Source organism: Simiduia litorea, assembly GCF_042853465.1.
Lineage (GTDB): Bacteria > Pseudomonadota > Gammaproteobacteria > Pseudomonadales > Cellvibrionaceae > Simiduia > Simiduia litorea.
Genome location: NZ_AP031497.1, coordinates 2,569,411 through 2,589,129, shown reverse-complemented (window position 1 = coordinate 2,589,129; position 19,719 = coordinate 2,569,411). Strand labels below are relative to the sequence as shown.

Annotated in this window: 18 protein-coding genes; 12 read left to right on the top strand and 6 right to left on the bottom strand. The window is 47.2% G+C overall.

Going from position 1 to position 19,719, the window contains the following annotated elements; all coding sequences use genetic code 11:
* Both ACGHTT_RS11515 and ACGHTT_RS11510 read left to right on the top strand, forming a co-directional pair.
* Positions 1–483 carry an Lrp/AsnC family transcriptional regulator gene (locus ACGHTT_RS11515; protein ID WP_390590676.1) on the top strand — a complete coding sequence of 161 codons (483 nt, stop codon included), beginning with the start codon at positions 1–3 and terminating at the stop codon, positions 481–483.
* Between the two features lie 235 nt (positions 484–718).
* Positions 719–991 (top strand): hypothetical protein, encoded by a 273-nt coding sequence (locus tag ACGHTT_RS11510; protein WP_390590675.1) that lies wholly within the window; start codon positions 719–721, stop codon positions 989–991.
* Here the strand turns inward: ACGHTT_RS11510 and ACGHTT_RS11505 are convergent.
* Positions 963–1,850: a LysR family transcriptional regulator gene (locus ACGHTT_RS11505; protein WP_390595046.1), complete on the bottom strand. Its 888-nt coding sequence runs from the start codon at positions 1,848–1,850 to the stop codon at positions 963–965. The two genes, ACGHTT_RS11510 and ACGHTT_RS11505, sit on opposite strands and share 29 nt — an antisense overlap.
* Before the next feature lie 132 nt (positions 1,851–1,982).
* Here ACGHTT_RS11505 and ACGHTT_RS11500 point away from each other — a divergent pair, with 132 nt between their 5' ends.
* From ACGHTT_RS11500 to ACGHTT_RS11455, 10 genes are all read left to right on the top strand, one after another.
* The gene (locus ACGHTT_RS11500; protein WP_390590673.1) at positions 1,983–2,759 is read left to right on the top strand and encodes a ferredoxin--NADP reductase; all 777 of its coding nucleotides are present in this window, start codon (positions 1,983–1,985) and stop codon (positions 2,757–2,759) included.
* 177 nt (positions 2,760–2,936) lie between these two features.
* Positions 2,937–3,182 (top strand): DUF1653 domain-containing protein, encoded by a 246-nt coding sequence (locus ACGHTT_RS11495; protein ID WP_390590671.1) that lies wholly within the window; start codon positions 2,937–2,939, stop codon positions 3,180–3,182.
* Positions 3,182–4,000 carry a putative RNA methyltransferase gene (locus ACGHTT_RS11490; protein ID WP_390595044.1) on the top strand — a complete coding sequence of 273 codons (819 nt, stop codon included), beginning with the start codon at positions 3,182–3,184 and terminating at the stop codon, positions 3,998–4,000. The genes ACGHTT_RS11495 and ACGHTT_RS11490 overlap by 1 nt, the downstream gene beginning before the upstream one ends.
* Complete coding sequence (tadA, locus tag ACGHTT_RS11485; protein ID WP_390590669.1) at positions 3,993–4,559, top strand: tRNA adenosine(34) deaminase TadA; 567 nt, start codon at positions 3,993–3,995, stop codon at positions 4,557–4,559. The genes ACGHTT_RS11490 and tadA overlap by 8 nt, the downstream gene beginning before the upstream one ends.
* Before the next feature lie 48 nt (positions 4,560–4,607).
* A complete protein-coding gene (locus tag ACGHTT_RS11480) occupies positions 4,608–7,289 on the top strand; it encodes a DUF2339 domain-containing protein (protein ID WP_390590667.1) in 2,682 nt (893 codons plus the stop codon).
* 441 nt (positions 7,290–7,730) lie between these two features.
* A complete protein-coding gene (locus ACGHTT_RS11475; protein WP_290264249.1) occupies positions 7,731–8,219 on the top strand; it encodes a type VI secretion system tube protein Hcp in 489 nt (162 codons plus the stop codon).
* Positions 8,220–8,370: 151 nt separating this feature from the next.
* On the top strand, positions 8,371–10,257 hold the full coding sequence (locus ACGHTT_RS11470) for a type VI secretion system Vgr family protein (protein WP_390590665.1): 1,887 nt from the start codon (positions 8,371–8,373) through the stop codon (positions 10,255–10,257).
* An 8-nt stretch (positions 10,258–10,265) separates the two neighbouring features.
* Positions 10,266–10,850, top strand: a complete 585-nt coding sequence (locus ACGHTT_RS11465; protein ID WP_390590664.1) for a DUF6931 family protein — start codon at positions 10,266–10,268, stop codon at positions 10,848–10,850.
* Positions 10,851–10,858: 8 nt separating this feature from the next.
* Positions 10,859–11,149, top strand: a complete 291-nt coding sequence (locus ACGHTT_RS11460; protein WP_390590662.1) for a PAAR domain-containing protein — start codon at positions 10,859–10,861, stop codon at positions 11,147–11,149.
* Positions 11,150–11,205: 56 nt separating this feature from the next.
* Entirely contained in the window at positions 11,206–12,069 is an 864-nt protein-coding gene (locus ACGHTT_RS11455; RefSeq protein WP_390590660.1) for a hypothetical protein, read from the top strand.
* A gap of 43 nt (positions 12,070–12,112) precedes the next feature.
* Here the strand turns inward: ACGHTT_RS11455 and tssH are convergent, their stop codons facing one another.
* Genes tssH through tssC form a run of 5 tightly spaced genes read right to left on the bottom strand, consistent with a single transcriptional unit; the run spans position 12,113 to position 19,717 of the window.
* Positions 12,113–14,758 carry a type VI secretion system ATPase TssH gene (gene tssH, locus ACGHTT_RS11450; protein ID WP_390590659.1) on the bottom strand — a complete coding sequence of 882 codons (2,646 nt, stop codon included), beginning with the start codon at positions 14,756–14,758 and terminating at the stop codon, positions 12,113–12,115.
* Positions 14,759–14,768: 10 nt separating this feature from the next.
* A complete protein-coding gene (gene tssG, locus ACGHTT_RS11445) occupies positions 14,769–15,914 on the bottom strand; it encodes a type VI secretion system baseplate subunit TssG (protein WP_390590657.1) in 1,146 nt (381 codons plus the stop codon).
* Positions 15,878–17,707: a type VI secretion system baseplate subunit TssF gene (gene tssF / locus ACGHTT_RS11440; protein WP_390590654.1), complete on the bottom strand. Its 1,830-nt coding sequence runs from the start codon at positions 17,705–17,707 to the stop codon at positions 15,878–15,880. The genes tssG and tssF overlap by 37 nt, the downstream gene beginning before the upstream one ends.
* Positions 17,707–18,186, bottom strand: coding sequence for a type VI secretion system baseplate subunit TssE (gene tssE, locus ACGHTT_RS11435; RefSeq protein WP_390590653.1), 480 nt, complete (start codon positions 18,184–18,186; stop codon positions 17,707–17,709). Before tssE ends, tssF begins: the two co-directional genes overlap by 1 nt.
* 4 nt (positions 18,187–18,190) lie before the next feature.
* The gene (gene tssC / locus ACGHTT_RS11430) at positions 18,191–19,717 is read right to left on the bottom strand and encodes a type VI secretion system contractile sheath large subunit (protein ID WP_390590652.1); all 1,527 of its coding nucleotides are present in this window, start codon (positions 19,715–19,717) and stop codon (positions 18,191–18,193) included.
* Positions 19,718–19,719 lie beyond the last annotated feature (2 nt).

Here is a 19,719-nt window from a genome sequence, read left to right as displayed (position 1 = left end):
ATGAAGTTCGATAAACTTGATTTGAAAATATTGAATGAGTTGCAATTGGATGCACGAATTTCAAATGCAAGATTAGCTGAGCGAGTGAGCTTGTCTGAATCGGCTTGTTTGTCGCGAGTGAAGAAGCTGCAAACACAAAAGTGGATTGCCGGTTATAACGCTGCAATTAATTTAACAAAGCTACGCCATGTACACTTTTTGGTTAACGTCTCTTTGATCTCTCAAGACCCCAAAGTCAATCGAGATTTTAAAACTGCAGTTGCGGCGTTACCGCAAATAATTCGCTGCTATAAAATTTCCGGCGAGTACGATTATATACTGGAGTTTTTATGTGTCGATGCGGCTCAGTTCAACAGTTTGAGTGAAGGTTTATTGGAGCAAGATTTGGGTATCGAGAAAATGCACTCCCAGTTGGTCATTGAGGACGCCAAGCCCTTTGGTGGTTTGCCCTTGGATGAACTGTTCGAATTAGACGATGAATAGATCCTTTAAATAAAACCAATGACCTAGACCATCGGTCTAGGTCATTTGGTGGATAGTTGATGTTTCTATTTGCCGTAAACTGGCTCAACTGTGTTAATCAAACCCCGAGGCCAGCAAGAGCGTAAATCGTCAGGTAAATATGCTTAGTGAGCCTGTTGTTTGTCATTAACGTGGCATTAATGGGCTTTCGTTTTTTGATCTAGTCTCCCGGGATACGGACACGGGAAGCACTAACGTGAATGCGCGAGCCAATGGCCCATTTTTGATGTTTACCGTGTGCCAAACGACGTCAGAGAATCAACAACTGGCCGCTACACTGAGCTTTACAACGGCGAAGTCAACCTTGGTTCAGGCCAGTCAATATTTGGCTAAGACGGCGCTAGAAGAGCAGCGTGTAAAAGGTGCCGAACGAGAAGCTCAGCAGGCTGCTTATCGACGTATAGCTAAAAGCGACCAGATGGATATGAAGCCTAGGAAACTCAGCTGTTTGCGTAGCTTTCGCAGATGACCAGCCAGCGATTCAAACCTACCCCGCGGTATTTTTGTTTGTGGGTCGCAAGGTATAAATCTCTGGAGAAATCCCGGTGAGGCGTTTGCAGCGGCACGAGAGAGCCACGCTTGAAGGCATCTTCAAGCGAAATACGCGATAAGCATGAAATGCCTAAGCCGGCCTCAACTGCGCGTTTAATGGCTTCGGTGTGTTGTAGCTCGAGGGAGATGTGTAAGTTAGGGAGTAGGCCGTGCATGCCGCGGTCGAAGGTTTGCCGAGTACCAGAGCCCTTTTCGCGCAAAATCCACAGTGCATTTTCTAAATCGACATCTGTTAAGTGTTGCTGTTTGGCCAGAGGGTGATCGGGTGCGCAAAAACACACCAGTTCATCCGAGCGCCAGCGCTGTACTGACAGCGCTGGGTGCTGTACTTCACCCTCAATCATGCCCACGTCAATATCGAAATTCAGCAGTCGTTCGGTAATCTGCTCCGTGTTTGCCACCTCAAGCTTTACTTTTCCAGTGCTGTTGTCGTGGATGTACCGGTTGATCAGGCTAACGGCTAGGTAGTTGCCAATGGTTAGGGTGGCGCCGACTCGAAGCTCTCCGGCATCGGGTTGTTGGCTGAGCGCTTGTTCAAACTCTCGCGCTTGCGCAAGGAGGGCTTCCGCTTTAGGTCTTAGGTAGTCGCCGAGTTCATTGGCTTGCAGGCGCTTGCCTACTCGATCAAACAACTGCAGCCCGTATTGGCTCTCTAGGTCTTTTAGGGCGCTGCTGCAGGCTGACTGAGACATGGCGAGCTGCTCTGCGGCGCGGCTTACATTGCGATGGTGCGCAACGGCGAGGAATACTTGCAGCTGTTTGAGCGAGAAGTGCAGTGGGTTCATAGGTTTGGCTCAGCGGTGTCGATTGTCTATATCGGATTTTCCGATTAACTATATCAAAATATCCCGTTTTTCCTATAGTGAGTCGGGCTTTATGCTACGCCTTATCGTAAATAGGAGCGGGCAATGAGTAACCTGATCAAAGAAACGGTGTTGGAAGTGCACCACTGGAACGACACACTGTTTAGCTTCAAAACCACGCGCGATGCGGGTTTTCGCTTTAGAAACGGCCATTTTACGATGATGGGTCTCGAGCAGGACGGCGGTCGCCCCTTGCTGCGTGCCTATAGTATCGCCAGCGCCAACTACGAAGATCAGCTGGAGTTCTTTTCCATTAAGGTTCAAGACGGCCCCTTGACCTCCCAGCTGCAGCGGGTAAAACCCGGCGATCAGATTGTTATTAACCGGAAAACTACAGGGACGTTGGTGACAGATAACCTATTGCCCGGTAAGCACCTGTGGTTGTTTGCTACAGGTACAGGCTTAGCGCCTTTTATGAGCATTATTAAAGACCCAGAGGTGTACGCCCAGTACGACAAGGTCATTTTGACCCACGGCGTGCGCGAGGTATCGGAGCTTGCCTATCAGCAACATATCCTCGAAGACCTACCCAATAACGAGTTCTTTGGTGAAGAGGTCAAGCAAAAGCTGCTTTATTATCCTACGGTGACGCGCGAGGCATTTCGAAATCAAGGTCGATTAACCGATCTTCTAGTGTCCGGAAAACTGGCGCAAGACATGGGCTTGCCGCCCGTTAACGTGGAAGATGATCGCTTTATGATCTGCGGTAGCCCGAGCATGCTCAAAGATACCTGTGAAATTTTGGATGGCATGGGCTTTACTGAGGTGCGCGGCTCAAACCCCGGTCACTATGTAATTGAGCGCGCGTTCGTCGAGCAGTGATAGGTGCATGTTTGTTGATAAAAAGGCCGGTTTGATACCGGCCTTTTTTATGCCATTGTCTAATCTCAGCTATCTGTTGTTATTTGTCCCTTCTTTGTTCTGTCACTTCGCATTAAGCCATCATTGCCTTGCGATATTTGATAAAATCCCCGTTTTGTCGAATGTCAGAGTGGGGCAATGTCTGTTAAAGCCGGAATATATCGCCATTATAAAGGCCAGCACTACCAGGTTGTGGGCGTGGTGACGCACAGCGAAACCGAAGAGCTACAAGTTGTTTACCGTTGCCTGTACGGCGACTTCAGTTGGTGGACCAGGCCTGTGAGCATGTTTGCGGAACAGGTAGAGATAGCGGGTGAATGTGTGCCGAGATTTGAATTTGTGGAAATTGGGCAACATTTAAATCAGCTGGTTGGGGCTGTGTGATGGGGATATGGCAATGTCCTGTTTGCGCAGCACCGTTGCAAACAACGGAAACTGGGCTTAATTGCGTGTCGGGGCATCAATTTGATCGCGCTAAAGAGGGCTATACCAATTTATTGCTGGCTAATCAAAAGCGTCGCCCAGATCCAGGCGACAACCGCGACATGCTTAGCGCTAGGCGTGATTTTTTACAGGCGGGCCACTATCAACCCTTGGTTGACGAGCTGTTGGCGCAATGTGCCGGTGGCGGCGATCAGGGGTTGTTGTTAGATGTTGGTTGTGGTGAAGGTTATTACCTTGATTATTTATTGCACCATTTACCTCAGTGGCGCGGCGCTGGCATTGATATTTCCCGTCAAGCTTTGCGTTTAGCGGGTAAGCGTAACATTAGTAATGCGCAGCTTTGCATTGCAAGCAGCAAACGCATACCGGTAATTAGCGGGTTGTTTGACAGTGTTATAACGGTATTCGCGCCTATCGATGCGGCAGAGATACATCGTGTGCTTAAAGAAGATGGTAAATTTATCCGGGTGACCCCGGGCGCTGAACACCTGCATGAATTAAAGGCGGAAATCTATCAACAGGTGCAGCACCATGAAAAAGCTGAAACACCTGCAGGATTTAGTCTCTACCAGCAAGAAACTGTTCAATTTCCCATGGTTTTTTCTGACCCGCAGGCTTTGGAAAACCTACTCGCGATGACGCCTTTCGTTTATAAACTGGATGCCAAGGTTCGCGCGGCTTTATTGGCTCGTAAAAGCTTTACGGTGCAAGCCGAGTTTTGTCTTGCTGTTTATCAAAAGGCGCCTCTGAATGAATAAAGAGACGCCTACTCACGTGCGTACTTTGTTAGAGACCGAAAGCGCTGATTGGTCTCAGCAAGATTGGGATTTGCACTGGATGGCAAGGGCGTTAGCCCTTGCTGAGACAGCGGCGAGTTTGGGTGAAGTGCCTGTGGGTGCGGTTGTTGTTCAGGATAATGTGTTGCTCGGGGAGGGGTTTAATCAGCCCATTCTCAGCAGTGATCCAACGGCTCATGCCGAAGTTGTTGCATTGAGAGCAGCGGCGAAAAATGTAGAAAACTATCGTCTGCCTAACGCAACGCTTTACGTCACCTTGGAGCCTTGTGCCATGTGTGCTGGTGCCATGGTGCATGGTCGTATATCGCGCTTGGTCTTTGCAGCTCCCGAGCCCAAGGCGGGTGTGGCGCAGAGTCAGGAAACTTTTTTTGAGCGCACCTATTTAAATCATCGTATTCATGTTGAAAACGGGGTTGCAGGTACAGCTGCATCGCAGTTATTGAGCCGTTTTTTTCAACAGCGGCGCGAGCAGAAAAAAAACGATAAGCAAAAGCCAATGGATAATGTTGGTACAGAATGATAAAAGCAGTTAATCCAATACACCATTGACGAATGGAGCGGGTGTGGCATGGAAGTTTTTGCACTGATAGGTTTTGCCATAATAATTGGCGTATTTGTTGGCTTGGTCATGGGCATTGTCGCATTCAACCAAGTGCGTGCACTGGCGGTTGATGTTGATAATCTTAGAAAACAAGTGGCTGCTTTATCTGGCACGTTATTGAGCTCAGCGACGGTAACATCGGTTAGATTTGGCGATGCTGAGCCGGCTTCCCAGCTATCTAGCGCTCGATCGGCGCCTGCCGAGCCGGTTATCGATAAGCTTGATTTAGATTTGGATGACAGCGCCCCCTATCAGCCGGCGGCAATCACGCCAAATGAAGACGCTGCCGCGCAGATAGTGGCTGATGAGCGGGCGCGTCATACAACCGATGCTGATACACATCCTTCACAAACCGCTGTCGAGACGTCGGCTTTTTGGGAGCAACTTCAAGCGCAGTGGATGGTGTGGCTTGGTGGTGCCTGCGTTGGCTTAGCGGGTATCTTTTTAGCCAAGTATTCCATAGAGCAGGGTTTATTAGGCCCTACCGCTCGTATTGTTAGTGGGGTGCTGACAGGCTTAGGCCTACATGTTGCCGCGCTTTGGCTGAGAGCTAAACAAGGTGATCACCCCTCATTTGCTGCGCTCGCGGGGGGTGGCAGTATCACCTTGTTTGCAGCATTCTTAGCCGCGTTACATTTTTATCAAATGTTTAGTCCGATGACGGTATTTGTCTGTTTGGCGGTAGTGGCGCTGCTGACATTGTGGATGGCGTTACTGCACGGTCCAGTGTTAGCGGCGATCGGTATGATTGGCGCCTACAGCGTTCCCTTGTTGGTATCTACTGGCAGCGGAAATATCGTAGCGGCTATGGTCTACGCCTTGGTTATCTCTGCCTCAGTTTTGTGGTTGTTGCGTTATGTCTACCGACCTTGGCTATGGTGGGGACTGATGGCCGGTGGGTTGCTGTGGTGGGCGATATCGTTAACGGGGCATCAGGCCGATGGTTTGCGCGGTTGGTATTTAGCGATTTTTGCCTACGGACTCATCGCGGTTGTCCCCAGCAATTGGCTGTTGATGTTTAAGGTGACGGGCGCACTTTGGCCCTTTGAGTCGAACCTGGAAAAAGCCAAAGACACATCGTTGTTGCCCGTCAGTCTGCTATTGGTTCTCGCCGCGAATACCGTAAGTCTTTGGCAATTCGGTTGGCAGGGGCAATGGTTAAACTGGAGTGTGTTACCGGCTTTGCTACTCTGGACCTGCAGTTTTCAGGGGCGGTTGAGTGTGCTTCCTTGGCTGGCCTTTTTAGGTCAATGGCTAGCGATATTTTCAACGCAACTTCATGAACGGCAAGGGCAGCTGGGTGTGGATTCTTTGAGCCTAGAAAACCAACCGGCTCTGTTGTTGTACAGCTTGATGACCGTAGGTCTTTACGGCTTTTTTGCCCTTCGCAATATCAAAGAAAGTTCTGCCCCTAATTGGTGGGCCTCGTTGTTAACGATGGTTCCGGTACTGAGTTTGCTCTTGTGTTATTGCCTCGCAACTAGCTATACCAGTGACTGGCGTTGGGCGTTATTAGCAGTAAGTATGGGCGCCATTTACATTTGGCTAGGCGCAGTTTCAAGCGCTAAAGCTTGGCACAAGGCATTGCAGGTGTGGTTGTTGTTAGCTGGGCATTTCGCCTATTCCCTAGCTGCCGCTTGGGTACTCGACGAGGCCAGCTTAACCTTGGCCATGGCGGTTCAGGTCATCTCCATCGGGTGGATTATTAAGCGTTTTGAGGTGCCCGAACTTGGCTGGCTATTGAAGGCTGTGGTTGTTTTGGTTGTGGTGCGGTTAACCTTAAATCCTTGGTTGGCTGATTATTCCTATGAAACCCATTGGTCTTTGTGGACCTATGGCGGCGCAACATTATGTTGTGTGCTGGGCACTCATTTTCTGCGTGTATACCCAGCGTTAGCGCGCTGGACCGAGGCTGCAGCGCTGCATCTTTTTGTGCTGACGGTGTGGTCTGAGGCGCGGTATTGGCTGCACGATGGCAATGCCTTTAGTCAACGCTTTGAGTTTGTCGAGGCTGTGCTTAATAGTTTGTTATTTTCAGCACTGGCACTGGTTTATCACTACAAAGCTAAGATTAGCGTTAATTTGGCGGCTTGGTACCAGTTTTATGGGCGCCTGCAACTAGGTTTTGCGCTGTTAAATTACCTCGTCATCGTATTGGCCATTTTGGCCAGTAACTCATGGGCTTGGGCATCGGTCAGTAGCCGACCCATTATTAATCTTGCCTTGCTGGCCTTAGGTGGGCCGATAGTGATGGCGGTGCTGGTGGCGAGATTTTACGAGCCTGCTTTCAAGAAAACTGCGCTCTGGGTTGCCGCGTTTGCGGCCTTTTTCTTTATTACCTTTGAAATTCGCCATCTATGGCAGGGCAGTTTAAGTTTGGGGCACGCGGTGAAAGCCGGTGAAATGTACACCTACAGCGTTGTCTGGCTAGTGTGCGCCGTGGTTGCACTATTGGCGGGGAGTTGGCGCTTTGGCAAGTCGGTCTACCGAGCAGGAATGGCGTTGTTGGCCGTTGTTATCGTCAAAATATTTCTTGTCGATCTCGCCGATTTAGAGGGCTTGTGGCGTGTTGCTTCATTCATGGGGTTAGGTCTTGCGCTATTGGGCGTTGCATTCCTACATCAAAAAATTCAACAGGCTGCACGGTGATTGCGTCTAATCGATCGTGAATAAAGTGGGATTTGGCTTAGCGCTGTAAGGGGTGAGTGCCTTAGTTGGTACCATGGTTTTTGTGTTTGCAAGGTTTATTCGCGAAACATTGAACTAAATGGTGTCAGAGTCACCTAGTTTCTTAAAGCAGTCATGGCTTCTACATTCAGCAATTTTTGTGTCGTACGCTGGCTATGGGACGATAGTGTGCGGTGGGTCACAGTCTATTTGGTGTTGATTAAATTAGTACCGGAGTGGATATGTTAATTCGTGCCGGAGTGGATATTAAAGTTGAAATTAAGGGGTTATCAATCCAGTTTTGGTTTGCTTTAATGCATCTCAATTGCTGAAGAGCAAGGTATGCAGTTGCTTAATTCCACGAGGGACTGCGGGAAAGTAAATTAAAAATTCATCGACCACTTTAGAAATAGGAATTCAATCATGGCGATTTACATGAACTTTAATGGCAACTCACCTGCTGGTAACGTAACTGCAGAAGGTTACGCAAACTGGATTGAGGTTGATAACTTCCACTTTGGTGTTGGCCGCGCTATCACTATGGAAGCCGGTGCAATGGCTAACCGTGAAGCATCGCGTCCAAGCATCAGCGAAGTTACTGTTACTAAGCCAATGGACTCAGCTTCAGGCGGTTTGTTCAAGGCATCAGTTACGGGTGACTCTGGTGTTAAAGTTGAGATCCACGTTGTTCAAACTGGTGCAACTAAAGTAGAAAAGTACGCGACTTACACCTTGGAAGAAGTCATTATTTCTTCTTACAGTGTTAGTGCTTCTGCTGGCGGTGCTCCACAAGAGTCTATCTCTTTGAGCTTCGCAAAAGTTGAAGCGGATTTGACCCACGCGGACAAAACCAACAAGAACACCAAGAATATGCGTGTTGGTTACGACCTCACGACTGCGACTCCTCTGTAAGTTTTTACAGACCTTCAGGTCGGCAGTCACTGCTTCGCAGTGGCTCCGGCCTTTTGGCGTTTTTACTAAGCTATTTTTCGGCGAGATTGGTAGAAACGACAAGGCGTTAATCTTTTCGTAGCGGACATTTTACAAGGATCTGTACTCAGTCATGGCTAGTATCAACCAAAAGCATCGACTTCTTCATATCAATACCGCCCTTGGTAAGGATCATTTTATCGCCACTCGATTAGCTGGCGATGAAAGTGTATCCAAACTGTTTCGCTATGAGGTGGATTTACTGTCGGCCAATCACGAGGTTACGCAAAAGGATTTAGTGGGGAAGCCCGCTACGGTGACTATTAATCGCGATGGAAAGGAAGAGTTGCGCCATATTCATGGCTATATAAGTCAGCTTTCTATGTTTGATGTTAACGCTGAAGGCTTGCGAGCCTATCGAGCTGTCATCGTGCCAGGGCTTTGGTTTGCGCAACTGAGTAGCAATAATCGTGTTTTTCATCGAAAGACGGCAAAGGCCATTATTGAAGAAGTGCTAGGTGAATATAGCAAGGTTGTAAAGCTAAGTCTGAAGCTTAATGCCTCCTATAAAACGAGAGAATATTGTGTTCAATTTGAGGAGACCGACCTCGCTTTTGCTTGTCGTTTGATGGCGGAAGAGGGCATAGTCTATTACTTTATACATGGCGACGGTAAGCTAGAGTTGGTTTTGACCGATGACGCTCAAGGCTTTTTCGATTGCCGCGCAGAGCCGATCGAATACGACGGCGGTGGCACTCACCCAACTAAGAGTACAGTACATGCATGGGCTAGAAATTTTTGCTTTCATGCTGGCGGCGTTGAGCATAAAGATTACAGCGAGTTTTCTCCGGACAAAGACCATAAGCAAGATGTTAAAACCAAAACTAGTTTAAATGACGCCTCTGCGTATAAAGTTCGAGATTTTGGTAAATATACTTTAGAGCCGGATAAAGATCACACCCATAAAGTTACCGATGGTTCAAATAAAGATATCGCCACCCGTATGATGGAGACCATTGAGTCAGGTTTTGATGTGGCCAATGCCAGCAGTGATTGTGCATCGTTGACAGCAGGTGGGCGGTTTCAGTTAGATCATACGTTGAGTACTGAAAAAGGTAAGTATCTAGTTACCCGAGTGCAAATGAGTGCCGCTGATGGTAACGGTAGCGAAACGCATTTTATTAATCAATTTACAGCTGTGCCTGCAGCCATTATTCCGAGAGTCGATCCGAACGCTTTTGCGAAACGCATTAGCCACTCCCAATTGGCCAAAGTGCTTGAAGTAAAGGCGACAACGGCAGATGGTTCGGATGATATCTATACTCAAGTTAAAGTGAAGTTCCCTTGGAACACAGCGCAGAATTCCTGCTGGGTAAGGGTTCAGCAAGTATTTGCAGGTAAAAATTGGGGAGCAAATTTTGTTCCGCGTGTTGGTCAGGAAGTGGTTGTATCCTATATCAACGGTGACCCCGATAGGCCAATTGTCACGGGCGCAGTTTATAATGGACAGAACGTCGGGCCAAATTATACGGCGACACAATCGGGTTGGAAAACTGAATTTGAAGGCAGTAAATTTAACGAACTTCGATTTGACGATAAGAAGGGTTCTGAAGAGATATATCTAGAGGCGGGCAAAGATCACAATTATCTCATTCATAATGATCAAACTGGTAAAATCGAAAACAACCAAACGTTGGAAGTCGTTAAAGATCGCACGATCGATGTCACCGAGGGTAACGAAACTAAAACCATTGGTAAGGGCAATCAGAGTGTGACATTAAAGTCGGGTAATCAGACGGTAAAAGTGTCTAAGGGCACTCAAACTGTTGATGTGCAAGGCGCTATCAAAATTACCTCAAAAACATCGATTGAACTCAAGGTGGGTGGATCGTCTATTAAGATGACACCGGCAGGAATTACCATAAAGGGAACAACCTTGTCATGTAAGGGCGATGCAACGGCTGAAGTTAAAGCAGGTGCAAGCCTTACTTTGAAAGGTGGAATTACATTAATTAATTAGAATTGATTATGAGTGATTGGGTAAAAATTAAGGCCTTAACGGCGCTGGAACTTCTAGAGCAGTTTGAGCTAAGTGAAGAGGGTGCGGCTGAATGCATTGTTGCTGATACAGCACCGCGCATTAGCGTTGAGCGCCTGATGGAAAATGGGTTTTTCTTAGACGCGGTGAAACTCTTGGCGCACTGTTTACCAAAGCGTGAGGCTGTTTGGTGGTCGTGTCTGGCAGCTCGTAAAATTCAAACGCCTGAAACTGATCAAAATAACATAGATGCCTTGATTGCCGCAGAAGCTTGGGCCAAAAAACCAACGGAAGATAATCGCCTTCGAGCGAGGGCGATGGGCATAAAGACAGGTCATAAAACGCCGGCAAGTTGGGCTGCAACTGCAGCTTCGTGGAGTACCGGTAGTTTGAGTGAGCCCGGTGATCCAGAAATACAAACTCCCGAATACCTCTATGCTCATGCGGTAGCAGGCAGTGTTTCCTTAGCTGCAGTTTTGGGGAATCCAGATGAACCTGAGCTCCTATACCAGCACTTTCTTGCCCAAGGTGTGGATTTGGCCAAAGGTGGAAACGGTTCAGACGTAACGCAATAGGAGTTGTGATGGGAAAGCCAGCGTCAAGAATTACCGATATGCACGTGTGCCCGATGACAACAGGGCCGGTTCCACACGTAGGTGGCCCAATTGCGTCGCCTGGCGGGCCAACGGTAATCATCGGAGGGTTACCTTCAGCCACTGTTGGCAGTATGTGCGTCTGCGTAGGGCCGCCAGACTCTGTGGTAACCGGTAGTGCAACGGTTATGATCTCAAAAAAACCCGCTGCTCGAATGGGCGATAGCACTGCACACGGTGGAAAGATCGTGTTGGGTTGCCCAACGGTGATTATGGGCTAAACCAGCTTTTAAATTTTACATAAGGTCCAATACTAGCTAACGCAGGGATGTAAGCTATGAATCAGAAGGGGTTAGGCGCAAGGCGCGACCTGAGCGTTGTGTTTACCGGTCAAAGCCGCGAGCAAAAATCTAATAAAGAGCTGTCAATTGGCTTACTGAGGTTGTGCGGCGGTGCTGCCGAAAAAGCAAACTCGCTTTATCAAAAAGCGCCTGTGCGTGTTGCTAAAAACCTTACCCAAAAGCAAGCCGAGACTGCGGTAAAAAAGTTCTTGGCTGCAGGCTGGCATGTGGATTTATTCGCTGGGAAAGAGCGCGTTTTTTCTAGTCAAGTAGAAAGGGATTGTGTTAAACGAGACTCTAAGATGGCCACAGGCGCCAATCGACTGGGTAGGCTATCTAACACGGCCGCGGGTCTTGTTAATACTAGTCGCACTGTTAGTCTTAAACGTATCTACTCCAATAACCGTGAGATCTCTCTCTGCGTACCGTTGAACTGGGAGCTAAAGTCGCATTTAAATGCCGAGGCATTATTGCAAGTTGGTCGAGAGAAAGATGAGACATATTTAATCGTTATTGCACAGGCAAAGCATTCTTTTGGTGCAGTTGTTAGGCTTCATAGTTATGCCGATGCCATTGCCAGTGCCGCGCTAGGTTGGGTGGCAGAATCAGAATTGGTTGAGCCTGCCAGCTATCATGAAGTTGGCCGGTATTATAGAGCTGAAATTGTGGGTAAAGTTGGTGCGGCTAGGGTGCAGTATCAGATTTCTACTTTTGAGAGTAAAAAGCAATTTTATACGGTTTATATTTGGACCAGCTCTGAGCGATACAAGGCAATACGGCCGCTTCTCAGCGCGATTAGTGGCAGTTTCAAATGTAGTGAATCGCCGTCGCAAGTACAGGTTCAGCGTCGCGTTGAATGAAATTTAATGAAAAAAAGGGCTGCATCTGCAGCCCTTTTTTATGTCAGGAAACTTGGTAGGTAAATTCTCCTTCTTCAGTAACACCCACGTGTACATTGTTAATTTTTAATCCGTCAGCCAGTTTATCTAGGCATTCCGATGCCATAGATGGCAAGAGCGTTCGATTGAGGATGTTTTCGATGTTGCGTGCGCCTGTATCTGATTCTTGGCAGCGCGCCACAATATGCACTAAGACATCTTCATCATAGCTAAACTTGGCGCCGTAATGGCTGGCGAGTCTCTTCTCAATCTTTTTAAGATTGATTGCTGATATTTTCATTAAGTCGTCGTCATCCAAGGGGTAGTAGGCAACGACGTTAGCGCGCCCCATGAAGGCGGATTTAAAATGTCTCAGCAAGTAAGGCCTGATGTTGTCCAGAAGTACATCGGGTTCTGGCTTTTCTTCGGTTTGGTTAAATATAGCGCTGATTGCTTCTTCGCCGGCATTTGAGGTCATAATGATGACCGTGTTTTTAAAGTCGATATCTCGACCCTCACCGTCTTTGATAGTGCCTTTGTCGAACAGGCTATAAAAAATGTCCTGTACGCCCGGATGGGCTTTTTCCATTTCGTCGAGCAAAATAACCGAGTAGGGCTTGCGTCGTGCGGCCTCTGTAAGTACGCCGCCCTCGCCGAAACCGACATAACCTGGAGGTGACCCCAAAAGCATTGAAACTTTGTGCTCTTCTTTAAACTCCGACATATTGATTGTGGTGATGTTTTGCTCGCCACCGAAAAGTTCATCGGCAAGTGCCAATGCTGTTTCAGTTTTACCCACACCGCTGGTGCCGCAAAACAGGAACACGCCAACAGGTTTACGCGGATCTGTTAAGCCGGCGCGAGAGGTACGAATGGCTTGGGCAACGGCTTCAAGGGCATGGGGCTGGCCTATCACACGCTCACCCATACGAGCGGCGAGCGCTTGTACACTTCTAATTTCATCACTTACCATTTTGCCAACAGGAATGCCTGTCCAGTTGGAAATAACTTCGGCGATGGCTTGTTCATCCACTGCAGCTTGTACCAAGGGTGCGTCTTTCTGAACCTCTTGCAGTTGAGAGGTTAGTTGTGCAAGATTTTCTTGTAAGAGTTTTAGCGCATCGTCAGTAAGTGCCTTGTCACTGGAAAAGCTTTCATCAATTTGCGCGTGCACTGCTCTAATCTCGTCGACCAGTTGGGCTTCCTGCTGCAATTGGTTTTGTAAGGTCAGCAATTTTGATTCGGCCGACGCTTTCTCAGCTTCAATTGCTAATATGTCATCTTGTTGTGAATTTGATGCCGCGTGTTCGCGTTTGAGACGGGCCAAGGTAGTGTCGCAGCGCTGAATGATCCGAGTTGTATCCTCGATAGCCCCAGGGGTTGCCGATTGACTTAAGCCAACGCGTGCACAGGCAGTATCTAATAAGCTTACTGATTTGTCGGGTAGTTGACGCCCTGGAATATATCGATGAGAGAGGCGCACAGAGGCGATAATGGCTTCATCGAGTATGCGAACTTTATGATGTTCTTGAAGAGAGGTGGCGATACCACGCATCATATCGATGGCTTTTTCTTCTTCGGGCTCTTCTACTTTAACAACCTGAAAGCGACGAGTAAGTGCCGGATCTCTTTCGAAATACTTTTTGTACTCGGCCCAAGTGGTGGCGGCGATAGTGCGTAGTTCGCCCCGCGCAAGCGCCGGTTTGAGCAGGTTGGCCGCATCGCCTTGGCCTTCTTTTCCACCTGCACCAATCATCGTGTGGGCTTCATCAATGAACAGAATAATAGGAGCAAGTGAGGCTCTAACTTCTTCAATGACGGATTTTAAGCGGTTTTCAAATTCGCCTTTTACGCTTGCACCTGCCTGAAGCAAGCCTAGATCGAGAGTACGTACTGTGACATTACGCAGAGGCTCAGGTACATCGCCGCTGGCAATTCGCAATGCAAACCCTTCTACGACGGCGGTTTTACCTACACCGGCTTCACCTGTCAGTATCGGGTTGTTTTGACGTCGCCTTGTAAGAATGTCGATACACTGGCGAATCTCCTCATCCCTTCCCAACACTGGATCTATGGTTCCTTGTTTAGCGCGTTCGGTTAAATTAATAGTATATTTATCGAGTGATGGTGTTTTCGACGTGGAGCCAGCGCTAGCCACAGAGTTTTCTGCGTTGAAGCCGCTTGTTTGCGGAAGTTCAGTGCCGGCACCAATTAGCCCTCGTGCAACTTCTCGTACAGATTCGGGTGCCAGAGTGCGTACTTGCTTGCTATGAGAAAAGACTTGGTCGCGTAATTTTTCATCGAGAAGTACGGCTGTTAGCAAGTGCCCCGTGGTAATGGCATGGTGGCCGTATTCGACGGATGCGAGCATCCATGCGTATTTGGCAGCGTCCACTAAGTTTGGTGCCAAAGATGCGGGTCTGGTATTGCCAGACTTAAATTTCGCAACGGCAGTGCCTAGGTCTTTAGCAAATTCGGCTAAATTAACGTCAAATTTTTCTAAAATTGCCGCTAAATCAGAATCACGCTGTTCAAGAATTTTTAACATCCAATGTTCTATTTCCACATTGTAATGGCTTTGCCCAAGGCAAAATCCTGCCGCACCTTCGAGAGAATCCCGCATTTGAGGTGCCATTTTATCGACCAGCGATTTTAAGTTTAGGTTTATCATATGAATGTCCTTATTGCGATTTAATGAGTTTTAAACCCTCTTCAGGGGACTCTGTTTCTTGTGATAGGTTGATTTTCATAGACTCAATTTCAACTTCATCTTGAGCGTAGAGGTGTGTATTCCAGCCGAGTGCGGGTTGATAATCACATTCGTTGGCGAGGCGTGTGGGCGGAACTTGATTTTGTGCGGTGGTGATGGATATGTCGAACTCCAGATCGATGCCAACACTAAATCTAATAAAGGACCTGAGCGCCTCCAGCTTTTTTGTTCCTGGTGCGAGCTCCATAAAGCGCTTATAGGGCAGGGGGGCTACTATCACGCTAAACTTGCTTTGTGCATGGTAGCAATAGCTGCCGATAATGCTATTAACGCCTAACTGATTGTTGACGCCGTCCAAGCACTCTTCACCAGGAAGTCGGCAAGCAACTTCTTTATCCAGAGGCTGCCACTGTCCTTTGAATTGTTCTATGTCAACATTGAGTTGAAATAGATGTTTTATCATCCCTTTCAAGACATCGGCTGACATGATGTTGCGACCGAGCCCGCCAGAGAAGCCAGCTATAATTTCGTCGTTAAACGGTAGGCGGTATTGAAGTTCCGGCGTGCCAATGCCGGCTAATGAGTAGAGTGCGTCGGTAAATTTATCAATACCGCCTTTGTTAGACTGTCGTTCTCTCTCATAATTAACCGGCAGGCGATATTTGTGCCACGCTTGGAAATAGAGGGACGCAGAACGGTGATTGAATAGATCAAAAAAATCGGCTAAAGCTGAATTTTTATCTTTAATTTCCTGTAGGACCAGCTCCGAGTAGCGGTAAGGTAATACTCCTTGGGCTCCCGTTAAGCCGATAAAACTTAAATCCATCACCCAGCGTATTTGTTGCTCACCGCTATCGCTGGTTAAGCCATTTGGCTCCGTTGCTAGCGATAAAATATCTGCACCAGAAAATGCTAGACGGTTGTTGCTTTTAAAACGAATAGCCTCTTTAGTCGGCTGCGCGAGAATTGCGACTGGTGCACGAGCATATTGACCGCTGTGGTCTTGAGCGGCGGCAGTTTCAAGAAGCCTAACCGCTTGAAAAAATTCAAATCGACTTGGTTCACTTTTTAATTGATCGACTAGAGTAAGGCTTTTTCGCCGGCGCGTGGTGGCCACTTTTTAAACTCCTTATCTTGTCCAGTATGTGAAACTTTTAAGCGGGTAAATGAATTAATCGAGCAATAGAGCCCGAAGAAATTTTCTAAAACAGTAGCAAACATTACGCTGCTAACGCCCCTTAGCATTTGAGGATCTAGCTCCAAGTCGATGGCCATGCCACGGCATAGTGATACCATACCCTCCACTTGAATTGGCGCTGTCATCGGCGCTGTCCTTAATCGGCTAATCGATTCGACAATCTTTCGACTTGACGCTGAATTCTTGAAATCATATAACCGTAAAATTTCCTTAAGTGCTTCTGTAGATCCTCCTCCTGAGCTTAGTGAAAGGTGATTTAAATTTAGATGCGATATTAAACGCCAATAAGCTCTTTCGCGTTGATCTGAGCGGATGGTTTGAGTGGGTGTCACGACACAAGATATCTGTTTTGCGGGGGCGCTACCCTCAACCACAGTAAGAAATGGCTTGCCACCACCTACGGGTAGCCTTTTGGGAAGGTTTCTATTGGTGCACGTTAGGGAAATGTCCAGTGTCAAATCGGAGGCGCTATAGGGCGAGAAACCTAGATTAACAAGGGTGATATCCATTTCACTCGCAGTTTCATTTAAATGTTCGCCCTCAACAACTGGATAGCGTCGGTTAAACCAATAGGCGGCGTTAGCATTTGATTGTTTGTGATCAATTCCGTAAAAACGCTTAAATTCTGTGCTTTGGCCATTGCTGTCGATAGCTGTGACATGGTCTACCGAATATATTTCCAGTGCTTCGGTGCGGCGAGCATCGGGAACAATGTGATATGCGTATTCGGTGTGGGACAGTGGAATTGGGTCCGCAGGCTGTTTAAAGAGATTAATGGCTGGTGTGCAACCGAGTGCAAACATGTCGGCATTGAGTTGATGCTCTAACTCTGAATCTGATTCCGACAAATAGATATAGATAGACAGCTCATCCCCGTAATCATTACCGAGTAATTCATGTAAGCCACTAAACTCTATGAACTGAAATTTTTCGGGAAAGCAAAAATACTCTGTCAGTAAGCGATAGCCGGTGAAGGAGGTGTCGGGGTAGGGGATTAATCCATCGGTAGCGTCAAATCCGACAGGTTTTATGACTGAAGGCGTACAGAATATAGGTTTGGAATCCATCTCGCCTTTGGCGAGCACCACTCTTAGCGCTTTTGTAAAGATTAGGTCGTAGAGTGGGTGAATATGTTGAGGTAAGCCCTTTAGAAAAAAACGTAAATTTTCTGGCGCGAGCTCTGAAAATGCGATGGAACTATCATCGGTTTTTAGGGTTATTTTGATGACCGCCCCAGCACCTGAGATATCGTTTGAGCCTGGTGCTATAAATGGACGGGACATTAAGCTTGCATTGGTGACGGAAAACGGTGACACGTCTACAGGGTAGCAGGTGGTAAATTTACAGCTATTTCCTTGGAAGCTATCAGACTCCAATAAAAAGTCTCTATCAATAGTGACTATTTCATCCAGTTGAGGTTCGGCTTCAAATTGTACGATACAGGCTGAGGGAAATGGCCGAAGATAATGTGGGTAGAGGGTGTCCAGCATAGCGTCAGTTAGCTCTGGAAAATCATCATTGAGCTTCTGTTGCACCCTAGCGTTTAAATAGGCGAATCCAGATAATAGTTTTCCTACTAGAGGATCATCTACAGTGTCACTGGATAGCTGAAGCCTAGACGCTGTTGACGGATACTTTTTAGCGAACTCGCCAGAAGTCTGGTTAATGAAGGCAAGTTCTCTTTCGTATTGAAGAAGCAGTTCGTCGCTCATTACATTATCTCTGATACATCGACGGATTGAGTTACTAAATCAAGTGCTGAATCAAATATGATCAATTCTGGAGCTGGATTTGTATGTAAAATGGCCTCTACTCTGAATTTTACACAAGGATTTTCTGGGTCTATTTTATGGTTTGACTGAACTTTTACTGATTTAATTCTAGGTTCGTAAGCTAAAATTGTTTTTTCTATATCTCTACAAAACTTTAACCTATGCTCTTGTGCTGAGAGATTGATTGTAGATATGTCAGGTAAACCAAAATTTATGACAGCAGTTTCTAACTCTGTGCAGTTCGCTGGTGTAGAAATACAGCGGTATCGAGTGTTAAAAAGTGTTTCTAGGTCTCGGCGTACGCTCTCTCTAAGTTGCTTGAGAATCTGGTGTGGTTGATTTGTGTTGCCAGAGTTTTCACCGCCGAGTAGGCGGTCTAATACCGGAGATAGTAGCTTTTTGTCGGTATCTGAGTGCACGATGTTATCCTATAGCCCCAAAACCTGTTGAGGTTAACGACGTAGTCAATTTTAATTCTGAAACTAATTGATCCACGGTGTAATGTGTTTTTAGATAAATGATGCTTTGGTAGACGCCGGGCTTTCCTGGCTCCTCATTTACTTCTACTCTTGCTTCGCGCAGAGGGTAGCGCGCAAGCATTTCCCAAGAAAGGTCATCTCTTCCTGTAGTATATTGATCGAGCCACTTTTGAATAAAACGTTCACATTCTTTATCGCGAATATAAGCACCAACTTTATCGCGAATCATGACTTTTATGTATTGAGCGAAGCGAGATGCGCAGAGCACTTGTTGCAGCATAGCGCTAATTCTTGCGTTAGCGTTGGCAGAGCTTTTTTCGTATTCTCGCGCTGCTTGTAAAGATGGTGTTGAATTAAAGCAGGCGTAGGGAGTGTCATAGCTGTGACATAGGCTGATTAAACCAAGCTCGCTTAGCTCTCGCTCCTGAAAGTCAGTGACAAGCACCTGGGTTACCATTTTTGTACGGCCGGATTTGCTGTCTGTGGGATAGCTCAACGATGGAAATCGAGTAACTAATCCTCCTCCAAGATAATCTCTAGGAACGCCGCGAATGTGCGCAAACCAGCCGACTTCTGTGAACTCTCGAATGAGAACAGTTCCGAGGGCAAAGCAACAATTACCCCAAAGGTAGTTGTCATTACCTTTGCCTGATTCCTCTTTAAACTTTATGCCATTTAACGCCGTAAATTTGCTGCTGTGAGGTTTCCGTAATAGGACCCGAGGTAGCGTGATGCCAATAAACCGGCTATCTTCTTGTTTTCTTAATGCGCGCCAGCGGATATATTCTTTTTGGTTAAATACTTCTTGTAAGCGCAACGGCATGCCTAATGTATCAAAACTGTCTAGGCCAAATAGCTCTGGCGCTGCACCGCAGATAAAGGGCGCAAATGCTGCAGCTGCCGTTCTGCTGATTCCTTGAAGCGTGTGTACATCGTCATAGGGGTGAGTGCTCGACGATTTATGACTAATTTCATAATCACCGAGTAATACACCGAATGGCTCGCCACCGGGGGTGCCAAATTCAAGGTTATACACAAGATGGAATAGAGCGCTTTGGTCAATATCTGGTGCTCGCTCTATGTCTTTTACGAGCTCTTTCCAAGAGACATCCAGAAGCTTAATTTTGACATTTTCCGCGAGACTTGCACTATCAACGAGCTGCCAAAGCCCAGTCCATCTCGCCTCCATTGCTTGCACGGGGGGGGCGTGGATTACTTGGTTGAGCTGGTCGCATATCAGTTCATCAATGTGAGCAATTTGCTGACAGAGGATATGGCGAGCAGTGTGGTTCAGGGATGGTTTAATCTTGATGATTGAGCTGAGCCAGATTCTGAATGATTCAGCTATGCTCGGCTCATTTAGGAATGAGCTTAGTGCGCTTGACATGGATGGTGAGTAATTTTGATCCATGGGCGGTTTTGCGTTGGAATTAAGTGCCGTGCTCTGTATTGAATCAATAAGCGCAGACACAG

Coding starts and splice junctions, on each gene's coding strand:
- ACGHTT_RS11470 (WP_390590665.1), top strand. CDS start 8,371: ATGGCTAGTATCAACCAAAAGCATCGACTTCTTCATATCAATACCGCC.
- ACGHTT_RS11490 (WP_390595044.1), top strand. CDS start 3,182: ATGGGGATATGGCAATGTCCTGTTTGCGCAGCACCGTTGCAAACAACG.
- ACGHTT_RS11480 (WP_390590667.1), top strand. CDS start 4,608: ATGGAAGTTTTTGCACTGATAGGTTTTGCCATAATAATTGGCGTATTT.
- ACGHTT_RS11465 (WP_390590664.1), top strand. CDS start 10,266: ATGAGTGATTGGGTAAAAATTAAGGCCTTAACGGCGCTGGAACTTCTA.
- ACGHTT_RS11500 (WP_390590673.1), top strand. CDS start 1,983: ATGAGTAACCTGATCAAAGAAACGGTGTTGGAAGTGCACCACTGGAAC.
- ACGHTT_RS11515 (WP_390590676.1), top strand. CDS start 1: ATGAAGTTCGATAAACTTGATTTGAAAATATTGAATGAGTTGCAATTG.
- tadA (WP_390590669.1), top strand. CDS start 3,993: ATGAATAAAGAGACGCCTACTCACGTGCGTACTTTGTTAGAGACCGAA.
- ACGHTT_RS11495 (WP_390590671.1), top strand. CDS start 2,937: ATGTCTGTTAAAGCCGGAATATATCGCCATTATAAAGGCCAGCACTAC.
- ACGHTT_RS11455 (WP_390590660.1), top strand. CDS start 11,206: ATGAATCAGAAGGGGTTAGGCGCAAGGCGCGACCTGAGCGTTGTGTTT.
- tssH (WP_390590659.1), bottom strand. CDS start 14,758: ATGATAAACCTAAACTTAAAATCGCTGGTCGATAAAATGGCACCTCAA.
- tssF (WP_390590654.1), bottom strand. CDS start 17,707: ATGAGCGACGAACTGCTTCTTCAATACGAAAGAGAACTTGCCTTCATT.
- ACGHTT_RS11460 (WP_390590662.1), top strand. CDS start 10,859: ATGGGAAAGCCAGCGTCAAGAATTACCGATATGCACGTGTGCCCGATG.
- ACGHTT_RS11475 (WP_290264249.1), top strand. CDS start 7,731: ATGGCGATTTACATGAACTTTAATGGCAACTCACCTGCTGGTAACGTA.